This window comes from Metamycoplasma subdolum, from assembly GCF_033546815.1.
GTDB classification, from domain to species: domain Bacteria; phylum Bacillota_I; class Bacilli_A; order Mycoplasmatales; family Metamycoplasmataceae; genus Metamycoplasma; species Metamycoplasma subdolum.
On the sequence record NZ_CP137846.1, the window covers coordinates 1 to 11432 of the forward strand.

The following is an 11432-nucleotide window of genomic DNA, read 5'->3' on the forward strand; positions in this document are numbered from 1 at the left end:
AAAAACGCCAAAAATTGCATGTTAGTATCACTGCTTTGAAAAATCGCTTATTTGATAAATTTATAATTTTAGATATGGAAGAAGAATTAAAAAATTTATTAGCAGCAGAAAATATTACCTTCACTCAGGAGATCAAGAACACTCTTTCTGATGATTTTTCTTATGAACATTTTTTTAGACCAATTAGACTTGTACATATTGAAAATAATACAATTTACGTTTTTGTGCCAGCACCAGTTTTAGATTACATTAAAAATAAATACTTTAATTTAATTGAAAATGCTGCACTTGTTAGTTTGCAACGTGAAAAAGGAAATGTAGTTTTTATTGCTAACATCAATGAAATAAAATCTCTAAAAGCTGAAAATGAAGAAAAAGATGAAGTTAAAAAACCTTTGCCAAGTAATATAAACCCAACTTTAACATTTGAAAATTACGCTGTTGGAAAGTTTAACTCTTTAGTTGTTAAATCTGCAAGAAATGTATGTGAAAAAGATGAAGTTCAGTTTTCCCCTTTATTCATTCATAGCCCTTCAGGATTAGGAAAAACTCACCTTTTACATGCAATCGGAAATGAACTCATTAAAAAAAGCAAAAGTTGTTATTACATTAATCCTTATACCTTAACTAGCAAGATAGTTGAACAATTAAGAAATAAAAATCAGGAAGAACTTAATAAAATAATTGAAGAAATTTTAAGTTATGACTGCGTTATGTTAGATGATGTGCAACAATATGCAAACAAAGAAAGTACGCTTAATGTTCTATTCAATATTTTTTCAACACTAATTAATGACAAGAAGAAACAACTAATTATTACAGCAGATAAAAAACCAAGTGATTTAGGTGGATTTGAAGAAAGATTTATTACTAGATTTGATGGTGGACTAACAGTAGAAATTACTAATCCAGAAATTGATGATGTTATCTCGATTTTAAAACTCAAATTGAAACAACATAATATAGATGTAAATCTTTGAGAAGATGAAGCTTTGAGGTTTGTGGCACGAAACTTTTCAAGTTCAGTACGTTCGCTTGAAAATGCAATAAACAGGATCAAGTTAATTAGTGAAGGCGATGATTATTTCACATATGATCTTTACACAATGCAAACAATTTTCAAAAATGTAAGTTTAGTTAAAGATAATATAACGCCTGAAAAAATAATTGATCAAGTGGCAAAATATTACAACCTTGATAAAAGGAAATTAACTGCAAAAACAAGGAAAGAAGAAGTTGTTATAGCAAGAAGAATTTCTATCTGATTAATTAAAAATAATTTCAATTATTCTCTTCAAAAAATAGGCAAAATGTTTGGCGACATGAGTCACTCGAATGTAATAGTTTCTATTCAATGAATTGATGCAAACATTAAATCAAATTCAACAGTAAAAGTAGCAATACAAAGAATTAAAGAAAATTTAAATAAATACTTATAGGAAGGTAAAAAATGGAAATCGTAATCAATAAAATACTACTAGATGACGCAATCGAAAGAGTAGCAAAAGCAATAGATCAAAATCCTTTTATTCCAGCAATGAAAGGAATCAAAGTTGAGGTCCAAGACAACAAAATTATATTCATAGGTTCAAACGGAGAAATTAGCGTTAAACATACAGTTGAAACAAGCTTAGATGCAAAGATCATTACTCCTGGAATTTTCTTAATTGAACTTTCAATGTTTAGAAATATAATTAAAAAATTAGAAGGAGATTTAAGCTTAAAAAGCAATGACAAAACATTAACTATTGCTACAGAGCTTGACATGTATACACTTAATTTATACGATGCCTTTGACTACCCAGAAATCGATTTTGAAGTCTTTGGTGATGAACTAAAAATTGGATGAGAAGAGTGAAGAAACCTTATAAAAAATGTTTCATTTGCTGCCAGTTCAAATGAAAATAATTTAACTCTTTGTTGTGTAAATATCGTTGCAAAAGATGGTGTTTTAAAAATGCTTGCTACTGATAGATTTAGATATGCTGAAGAAACAAAAAATATTGCAAATGATGCCGACTTTAATGTTTCAATTTTGGCTAAAAACTTAAAAGACTTAATGAACTTTGAGTTTAAAAAACAAGTAACAATTTTCTTCTCAGAACATAAACTTGCATTTCAAGTTGATGGAACTACAATTCAATCAAAAGTTATTGAACAACCTTATCTTGATGTTTCAAAAATTCTTCCAACTAGTTTTGAAAATGAAATTATTATTGAAAAAAGAGAACTTGCGAACTTACTAGCAAAAGCATCAGTAATAATTACCGATAGTTACAACAAAATTAAGTTCAACATTAATAATAAAGTTCTAACTATCAGTTCAACTCGTGAACAAATTGCTGAATCTGTAATCAAAACAACAGCATTTACTTATACTTCTGATGAAGAATTAAAATTAACTTTAAATAGTAAATTTTTAAGAGAAGCAATTTCTGTTTTTGAAGGAGAACTTAAAATTAGTTTGATAAAAGGAAATCAAAGAATTGTTATAACAAGTGCTTCAAATCCAAACAACACTCAACTATTCACCCCACAAAAAGGATTTTAAAATGAAAGTAGAAATTGTCGGTGAATTTATAAAGTTAGGACAATTACTTAAAAAATTAGATTTAATTCCAACTGGCGGGATGGCTAAGTTTTTTGTAAAGAGTCATGAAATAAAAATTAATAATATTCCAAGTCAAGCACGTAATGCAAAAATAAGACCTGGTGATACTGTTTGAATTGATACACAAGTCTATAAAATAGTTGCAAAAGTTGGAGCAAATTCAGAAAAAGAATAAATTTTAATGTAAAATAAATAAATCAAATTATTAGGAGTTAAATATGCCCGGAAGAGATAAATTAACAGGACAAAAAGCTCTAAGTGGAAACAAGAGATCACACTCACTTCAAACCACCAAAAGAACATTTGATCTTAACTTACAAAAAGTTACAGTTAGACAACCAAATGGTGGAAAGAAAACAGTTCGTGCAACCGCAAAAACTGCAAGAACACTTAAAAAACAAGGATTAGTTGTTTAATTAGAGCAATATTAGATAATAAGACTTCAAGACAACTTGAAGTTTTTTTATTTACTTCACCTTATAATTAATGTAATTACTTATTATTGGAGAGAAAATGAAACTGTTTATTTTTGCTGAAAAAGAAGAGATTGAACTTGCTTTAAATCACTTTGAAATTATTCATGAAGAAGGCATCAATGAAAAGTATAGCGATTTTCAAAAATTGCTTTTATGTAAGAACAAAAATAGAAAATTCTATATAGCATTTACAGGCGTTGGAAAGGTGAATGCTTCAATGTTTTTAAGTTATATTTTAGCCACACACAATGACATTGAAGAAGTTATTAATATTGGTCCTGCTGGAACTATAAAAAACATAGAAATTGGTTCATTGATTTTGGCACAAAATCTTGCGTACTTTGATACAAACTTAACAACACTTAAAAACTACAAATTAGGGGAACTTCCAAAATTAAATCAATACTTTTCAACAAACAAAAAATTGAATGAAAAGATTCAACATATTTTTAGTAATATCACCCTTGCCAATGTAGTAACAGCAGATAAGTTTTTTAGCAAAAACGATATTGAAGAAATAAACAAAAACTTTGAAAATGTATATGCTGTTGATATGGAAGCTACCTCTCTTGCACATACTACTTTAATCTACAAAATCAATTTCTCTTCAATAAAAGTAATTTCTGATAATCTTTTAATTGAAGATAATGGTAAAGATTATCATCTAAATTCATTAAAATGAAAAACAAAAATTAGTGAAGTAATTTTTAAACTTTTGGAGGTAAACTAATGAAATTTATTGATGCTCACACTCATCCTTTTAGAGAATATTATGAAAGTCCTTACAAGGTTTCTCAAGATTGATTAAGTCAAGATATGGAAAAACTTTTTGCTGTTGGAACTTGTAGAGGAGATTCAGTGGAAGTTATTGAACTTGCTAAAAAAGATCCTGAAAGAATTCATCCTGTTATTGGAATTCATCCAACTGAAGCAACAGGAAAACAAGATGGTGAATTTCTTGAAAGAATTATTACTAAAGATGTTGTCGCAATTGGAGAATTTGGCCTTGATTATCATTATGATGATTCTCCTTCAAAAGAAATTCAAAAAGAATCTTTTATTAGTCAACTAAAAGTTGCTCAAAAACATAAAATAGTTGCTATGCTACATCTTCGAGATTCATTAGAAGATGCATATGAAATTTTCAGTAAACCTGAATATAGAGATGTTAAATTTGTTCTACACTCATTTAGTGGCGATGTAGAATATGCAAGAAAATGTTTGAAATTACCTAATGTATATTTTTCAATCAGTGGTGTAATTACTTTTAAAAACGCTACTGAGCTTAATGAAGCAGTAAGCATTTTACCTGTTGATAGAATTACTTGTGAAACCGATACTCCTTATCTTGCACCAGTTCCAATGCGTGGCAAACCTAATATTAGTCCTTATGTAAGATATGTTTATGAACATATCGCAAAGATGAAAAATATGCCACTTGAAGATTTTGTTAAACAAATTAGAAAAAATATTAAAACAATTTATGGAGTTTAGATGGCTTTAATTAAGGCTAAAAAACAATTCGGTCAAAACTTTTTAACTAACGATGCAATTAAAGAAAAAATTGTTGAAGTAAGCCAAGTTGACAACGAAGATGTAATTGAAATTGGACCAGGTCTTGGTGCAATTACTTTTATTTTAGCCAAGAAAGTTAAATCCTTAACAGCTTTTGAAATAGATAGAGATTTACATCAAAAATTAAGCGATAATTTAAAACAAGATAATGTTGAAATCTTGCTTCAAGATTTCTTGGAATTTGATTTTAATCAAATCAAAGATAAGGTCAAAATTGTAGCAAACATTCCTTACTATATAACAAGTGACATTTTGTTTAAGCTGCTCAGAAATTATAAAAAAATCAAAAGTGCAACTTTAATGGTTCAAAAAGAAGTAAGTGAAAGGCTTGATGCCAAACCTAGAACTAAAGAATATAGTAAGCTTACAGTTTCAGTAAATTATGTATGTAAAGTTAAAAAACAATTTGATGTTAAAAAAACAAATTTTAATCCTATTCCAAAGGTTGATTCAGCAGTTATTACATTAGAGTTTAAGGATTCTTTACCTTATGATCTTGAAAAGTTTTTACATTTTGTAAAACTTTTATTTCAATTTAAAAGAAAAACACTTTTCAATAATTTAATTCATACTTATAATAAAGAAGACATATTAAATGCTTTAGAAAAAATTGAAGCCCTTCCTAACGTAAGATCAGAAGAACTTAGCTTAGAGCAAATTGAAAATCTATTTAAGGAGTTAAATTAATGCAAGAAAGCAAAAAGCTTGAATGAGAAATTTATTCTAATGTTGGTGCGATTATTATTTTATCCTCTGATATTGAACAAAATTTGGAATTAATTTATCTTTATTTTCAAATAATGAAAAATATACGTAAAACTATTGTTAAAACCAATAAGATTTCACAAGAAAAAGTTGATGAGTTTTACGTTAAGTATCTTAAAAAGTATCAAAACTTTGCTCTTCAATCAATGGGCACAACTATTGCAGCAATTGAAAATTTGAAAATTTTTGATAAAAAAGATACTGAAGTTTTAAAAAAACTTCTTGATAAAAGAAATTACTTTGCTCATAACTATATTTTGAAACTTAATGAGATTATAAATAGCGATATTAAAAAGCGAGAAGAAATAAAAAGTCTACAAAACTTAGTTCAAGATTATAAAAAAGTAAGTGAAATTGTTTTTAATATTGCACGAGATTATGAAAAAGAATATAAAAAAATGAAACGAGACTTAAATTTGGATTAAAAAAACATCAAGTTCAACGCTTGATGCTTTTTAATTATTTTCCAAGTTTAGCCATATGTTTTAAAGTTCTTACATATTGACTTACAAATGAACTTTCGTTGTCATATCAAGCATAAACTTTGTATAAAGTTTTACCATCAACTTCTAAACTACTTGTTAATAAACTATCAAAGATAGAACCGTGAGTTTCACCAATAATGTCTGAAGAAACAAGAGGATCTTCTGAATATTTTAATGATGCAGATTCATATTTTTTCATTGCTTTGTTGATATCTTCAACGGTAACTTTTTTCTTAAGTTCTACTGAAACATCAATAAGTGAACCAGTAATTGTTGGAACACGTAGAGCAATTCCGTTCATTTTTCCATTTAGTGAAGGAATAACTTTTCCAATACTTTTAGCAGCACCTGTTGTTGTAGGAATAACGTTTGATGCAGCGGCTCTTGCACGACGTAAATCTGAGTGAGGTGCATCTTGAAGTCTTTGATCAGCAGTATATGAGTGAACTGTTGACATGAATGCTTTTTCAACACCAAATTCTTTTTCAAGTACATTCATAACTGGGGCCAAACAGTTGGTTGTACATGAAGCGGCTGAAACGACTTTGTCGTTTGAGTCAAGGATTTTTTCATTTACTGAATAAACAACAGTTTTAACATCTCCACCTTTTGCTGGAGCAGTAATTAAAACTCTTTTCGCTCCTGCTTCAATATGTTTTGAAGCACCTTCAAGAGTAACAAAACGGCCAGTTCCTTCAACAACTAAGTTAACACCAAGTTTTTTTCAAGGAAGTAATGCTGGATCTTTTTCAGCAAAAACTAAGTATGATTTTCCATCAACAATAATTTTTCCTTCTTCAGCTTCAATTTTGGCATCCATTTGTCCATGAGTGGTGTCATATTTTAAAAGATGAGCAAGTGTTTTTGCGTCTGTTAAGTCGTTAATTGCAACGACTTCTAATTCTTTATCGTTAAAAATTTCTCTAAAAACTAAACGTCCAATTCTTCCAAATCCATTAATAGCAATTTTTGTTTTAGACATTTTTTCTCCTTAAATTAATATTTTTTAAATAATACAAATAATTATAGATTATAAAGAGAAATTACTTCAAATGTGAGAAAAAAAGTAATTAAAAAAAAGGCAATGAGTTTGCCTTAAATTTTATTCTCCTTCATATTTTTTAAGCATTCAAGCAATACCTGCATTTTTGAAATGAAGACCAATTTCGGTAGCATGTTTTTTGATTTCTTTTGTTGCATTTTTCATGCATACAAATGCACCCACATAAGGCACAGTTGAAATATCATTTCCGCCATCACCAAAGTGTATTGCTTTTTTAGGATCAACGTTTAAAAGATTACATACAAAATGTTCAGCTTTTCCTTTTGTTGCAAAGAAATCTGTTATTTCAATTGCATACCCTTTTGAAACAATATGGGGCGATAAATTTATAAATCTTTCGCTTAATTTTTTAAATAATCTTTTGATACCTCTTTTTGTTTTTCCAAAGGTAAAAATCTTAGTCGCTTTATCAATTTTAGTAAATTCTTCATATGTTCTTTTAGTGTTATTTTTGTATCAAGGTGAGAAGAATCAATGTTTAATTTTAGGCCCATAAATTATTCCATCACTATTTAAAATAAACATCATTTTTTCTTCTTTTAAAACTTGAATTACTTTGTTTACTGTTTCTTGATCCATTTCGCAAGTTTTAATAATATTGTTGTTTTGGTCAACAATAACTGCACCATTTTGACATATTACATAAGGTGAATTAATTTGCTTGGCAAGACGCATAACGAATGGTGAATTAGGTCTTCCTGTTGAGAAAATAAATGCTTTCTTTTTATTAACTTCAAAAGCAGCTTCAATATTTGTTTGACTGACTATTTGTTCAGTTTTATGTAGATCTAAGAATGTTCCATCTAGATCTGAAAAGTATACTTCTGGTTTAAAATTCATAGTTTTATTATATTGTAAATTTACAATTTCCTTATTTTTTTTATTTAATTTAGCATTGTTAGTTTATTGAGTTTTTATTCAGACTATAATTTCAAATTTTCTACTTAAATAAAGAATAAATTTGAAAAAATAGAGTATTAAAAAATGCTATTTAGAAGTAGCATTTCCTAATGACCTTTTAATTGAATTTTTTTACAAGTTCTTCGCTTGGTAAATATCCAAGTTGTGAACCAATTAATTTCCCATCTTGATAGAAGAAAGTTGTGGGAAGACTTTGAACCATGTTTTCACGAGCAAATTCTCTGTCTTCATCAACATCAACATCAAAAACATTGATTTTATATTCTTCTTCAAGTTTTTTTAGTTCAGGTTTTAGAAGTTTACATCAGTGGCATCAGTCTGCTGAAAATACTAAAACTGATTTACCTTGTAGATGTTGATCTTTTAAAGTTTCTTTGTTTACTTTTTGCATAATTTTCTCCTTCATATATTTTTATTATAAATGATAAAGCATTTAGTAAGCTTTTGCAAAAATTACTATTCTATTTGATTTCTTGTTAGTATAGAAACATTTTGACTTTTTAAAGTTAAATGAATTTTTAGGCAAAATGCAACGAGTTGAAGCCCCAGTTAATTCTTTGATTTTAACTTCATCTTCACCGTTTCCTTCAAATAAAGTTACAGCAAATTTTTGTTCAGAAATTGCCTTTTCAAACTCTTCTCAATTTTCACAAACTACAAAATTTGCGTTAAGTCTTTCTAAAGCTTTTTCATATAAATTAGTTTGAATTTCATCTAAAAGTTTTGTAACTTTTTCTTTGATATTTTCAATTAAACATTTTATTTTTTCAAGTGTATCACGACGAACAATTATAACCTCATTTGTTTCTAAATCACGAGGTCCAACTTCAATTCTAATTGGGGTTCCGTGGATTTCAGAATTTGCTGCTTTAAACCCAGGCATTTTATCGCTTGAATCAAGTTCTACTCTAAATTTTGAAAGTGATTTTTTAATGTTTTTTGCAGCCTCTAAAACACCCTCATTTTTGTTGGCAAATAATGTTACAATGTCAATTTGAATTGGAGCGATTTTTGGTGGAATAATAATTCCCCTATCATCGCCATGAGCCATTATTAAAGCACCTAGAAGTCTAGTTGAAACACCTCAACTTGTTTCATAAGCATATTCTTCTTCATTATTAATATTTTTAAAAGCAATTTTGAAAGGTTTTGAAAAGTTTTGCCCAATATAGTGGCTTGTTCCTGATTGAAGTGCTTTTCCATCTTTCATCATTGCTTCAACAGTTAATGTAACTTCAGCACCTGCAAACTTTTCATGTTCAGTTTTTCTTCCAATAATAGTAGGTAAAGCTAAATAATCTTTTAGGAATTTATGATAAACGTTAATCATTTTTTTAGTTAAATCCATTGCTTCTTTTTTTGTTGCATGAATTGTATGACCTTCTTGTCACAAAAATTCACGTGTTCTTAAAAAAGGATTAGTGGTTTTTTCTCATCTAAGAACATTTACTCATTGATTTAAGATTAAAGGTAAGTCATTGTAAGATTCAACTTCGTTAGCGAAAAAGTCACAGAAAAGTGTTTCGCTAGTTGGTCTTATAAAATATTTTTCACTAAGTTTTTTTCCACCAACTTCAGTAATAGTAGCAAGTTCTGGATTGAAACCTTTTAAGTGATCTTTTTCTTTATTAAGTAAGTTTTCTGGAATTAAAAGTGGTAAGTAAACATTTTTAACATTAAGTTTTTTAAATTCTTTGTCAAGGTTTTGTTGAATATTTTGTCATATTCCATATGACAGAGGCTTGAAGATTATTGAGCCTTTAGTTGAACCATATGCCATAAGGTCACCATTTTGGACAACGTCTGTATATCATCTTGCAAAATTTTCTTTTTGAGGGGTTATTTTTTCAATTTGTTTCATAGCTTTCCTTTTTATTTCAAATTATACATTATTAAAGATATTTGTTTTAGAGAGGTTTGAAATTCAAGAGATTAGATTACAAAATTAAACTTGATTAATTTTTTATAACTTATATATCCAAGCTTTGGCCAGAACTTTGTGAATCATTTTTCACAAAAAAATCACCTTTGATAACTCAAAAAGTGTGCGAAAAAATTTTTAAAATTAAATTGAAAATTTTCCTCTAAATTTCAATAAAATAACATAAGTTAAACTATTAAAAATGAATAAGGAGAAATGATGTTGATAGGTATAAGTGGAATGATAAGTGGGGGGAAAAGTACTCTTACTGCTAAATTAATCAAACACTATAAAAACTCAATGATGTTGCAAGAATATGATGAAAACAATGAAGTTTTCAACACCTTTTTAAAATGACTTTATGAAAAACAACCTAACTTAACTATGGGATTTCAATCATATGTTGTTGAAAACCATACAACTAAGTTAGCTGAAACTATCAGAGATTTTAAAAAGAAAGGTTATACATTTAAAGATAATCATTTATTTTTGGATCGTTTTTCAATTGAACATTACATTTTTGCTAATGTAAACTTAAGACCTAAGGGAGAAAAATACTTAACAGGATATGATAAACTTTTCAATCATCTTGTAACTCAAGATGAAACTCCTGATTTAGCAATCTTTTTGGATATGTCTTTTGATACATTTAAGAAAAGACTGTTTTGCAGAGGGCGTGACGTTGAAACTGCTAATTGAGAGAAAAATGAAGGTTACTTCAGAACACTTTTTGAATTATACAAACCATTATTTATTTCTCAAGCAAAAAAATACAATCTAAATTACATTATTATTGATACTAATGAACTTACAGAAGAAGAAGTTTTCAAAAAAGCTATCAAATTAATTGATGAATTTGATTTTTCTAAATGTGAAAGGTTTAATAAATAATAATATGGTTATTGGAATAAGTGGAATGATTGGAAGTGGGAAAACTACACTTTCAAAAGGTTTACATAAACATTATGAAGATTCTATTTTTCTTGAAGAATTCAAGAAAGATGATCCTGTTTTTAATACATTTTTACGTTGATTTTATGAAAATCAACCAAATATCAACATTGCATTTCAATCATTTATTTTAGAAAGTTTATCAGACAACTTTGTTAAAACAGTTAAGAAATTCAAAGAAGACGGCAAAACATTTAAAAAACATCATATCTTTTTAGATCGTTTTAATCTTGAACATTTTGTTTTTGGAATTGTTAATTTAAAAGGACAAAAACCTGAAAAGTATCTTGAAGGTTATGCTGCAATGTTCAAAGAATTAATACTTCCTGAAGAAAATCCTGATTTAGCAATTTATATTGATGTTGATTATGATACTTTCAAGAGAAGAATTTTTGAAAGAGGAAGAGAAAGCGAAGTTGATAACTTCGACCAAAACGAAGAATATTTCAAGCTTCTTCATAGCTTATATAAAAAGCTTTATATTGAACTTGTTGAAGAATTCAAAATACCTTATGTAATTATTGATTCAAATCACAAAACTGGTAAAAAAGTTTTAGAAGAAGCTATTCAAATTATTGATAATTTTGATTTTTCAAAATCAAAAAGATGAAACAAATAAAGACTTAGGAAAACCTAAGTTTTATTTTTATTCAAAAATTAAATT

General features: G+C 27.8%; 14 protein-coding genes. 10 read left to right on the plus strand and 4 right to left on the minus strand.

Annotation, left to right across the window (positions count from 1 at the left end):
- Positions 1 to 74: 74 nt before the first annotated feature.
- From dnaA to R9C05_RS00040, 8 genes are all read left to right on the plus strand, one after another.
- Positions 75 to 1439, plus strand: coding sequence for a chromosomal replication initiator protein DnaA (dnaA, locus tag R9C05_RS00005; RefSeq protein ID WP_121940555.1), 1365 nt, complete (start codon positions 75 to 77; stop codon positions 1437 to 1439).
- A gap of 11 nt (positions 1440 to 1450) precedes the next feature.
- Entirely contained in the window at positions 1451 to 2551 is a 1101-nt protein-coding gene (gene dnaN / locus R9C05_RS00010) for a DNA polymerase III subunit beta (protein ID WP_121940556.1), read from the plus strand.
- A gap of 1 nt (position 2552) precedes the next feature.
- On the plus strand, positions 2553 to 2786 hold the full coding sequence (locus tag R9C05_RS00015) for an RNA-binding S4 domain-containing protein (RefSeq protein WP_121940557.1): 234 nt from the start codon (positions 2553 to 2555) through the stop codon (positions 2784 to 2786).
- A gap of 43 nt (positions 2787 to 2829) precedes the next feature.
- Positions 2830 to 3027 (plus strand): 50S ribosomal protein L28, encoded by a 198-nt coding sequence (gene rpmB / locus R9C05_RS00020; protein ID WP_121940558.1) that lies wholly within the window; start codon positions 2830 to 2832, stop codon positions 3025 to 3027.
- Between the two features lie 97 nt (positions 3028 to 3124).
- Positions 3125 to 3817 (plus strand): 5'-methylthioadenosine/S-adenosylhomocysteine nucleosidase family protein, encoded by a 693-nt coding sequence (locus R9C05_RS00025; RefSeq protein ID WP_121940559.1) that lies wholly within the window; start codon positions 3125 to 3127, stop codon positions 3815 to 3817.
- On the plus strand, positions 3817 to 4581 hold the full coding sequence (locus tag R9C05_RS00030) for a TatD family hydrolase (protein ID WP_121940560.1): 765 nt from the start codon (positions 3817 to 3819) through the stop codon (positions 4579 to 4581). Before R9C05_RS00025 ends, R9C05_RS00030 begins: the two co-directional genes overlap by 1 nt.
- Positions 4582 to 5349, plus strand: coding sequence for a 16S rRNA (adenine(1518)-N(6)/adenine(1519)-N(6))-dimethyltransferase RsmA (gene rsmA / locus R9C05_RS00035; protein ID WP_121940561.1), 768 nt, complete (start codon positions 4582 to 4584; stop codon positions 5347 to 5349). It abuts the gene before it with no gap.
- Entirely contained in the window at positions 5349 to 5852 is a 504-nt protein-coding gene (locus tag R9C05_RS00040; RefSeq protein WP_121940562.1) for a hypothetical protein, read from the plus strand. The genes rsmA and R9C05_RS00040 overlap by 1 nt, the downstream gene beginning before the upstream one ends.
- A 34-nt stretch (positions 5853 to 5886) precedes the next feature.
- Here the strand turns inward: R9C05_RS00040 and gap are convergent, their stop codons facing one another.
- The 4 genes from gap to proS form a co-directional block, all read right to left on the minus strand.
- Entirely contained in the window at positions 5887 to 6894 is a 1008-nt protein-coding gene (gene gap / locus R9C05_RS00045) for a type I glyceraldehyde-3-phosphate dehydrogenase (protein WP_318613918.1), read from the minus strand.
- 120 nt (positions 6895 to 7014) lie between these two features.
- Positions 7015 to 7815, minus strand: coding sequence for a Cof-type HAD-IIB family hydrolase (locus R9C05_RS00050; RefSeq protein WP_121940564.1), 801 nt, complete (start codon positions 7813 to 7815; stop codon positions 7015 to 7017).
- A 178-nt stretch (positions 7816 to 7993) separates the two neighbouring features.
- Entirely contained in the window at positions 7994 to 8287 is a 294-nt protein-coding gene (locus R9C05_RS00055; protein ID WP_277870166.1) for a thioredoxin family protein, read from the minus strand.
- A 42-nt stretch (positions 8288 to 8329) separates the two neighbouring features.
- Positions 8330 to 9757: a proline--tRNA ligase gene (gene proS, locus R9C05_RS00060; RefSeq protein ID WP_121940565.1), complete on the minus strand. Its 1428-nt coding sequence runs from the start codon at positions 9755 to 9757 to the stop codon at positions 8330 to 8332.
- A 279-nt stretch (positions 9758 to 10036) separates the two neighbouring features.
- Here proS and R9C05_RS00065 point away from each other — a divergent pair, with 279 nt between their 5' ends.
- Positions 10037 to 10708, plus strand: coding sequence for a deoxynucleoside kinase (locus R9C05_RS00065; RefSeq protein ID WP_121940566.1), 672 nt, complete (start codon positions 10037 to 10039; stop codon positions 10706 to 10708).
- Positions 10709 to 10712: 4 nt separating this feature from the next.
- Positions 10713 to 11387, plus strand: a complete 675-nt coding sequence (locus R9C05_RS00070; RefSeq protein ID WP_121940679.1) for a deoxynucleoside kinase — start codon at positions 10713 to 10715, stop codon at positions 11385 to 11387.
- The last annotated feature ends 45 nt before the right edge of the window (positions 11388 to 11432 follow it).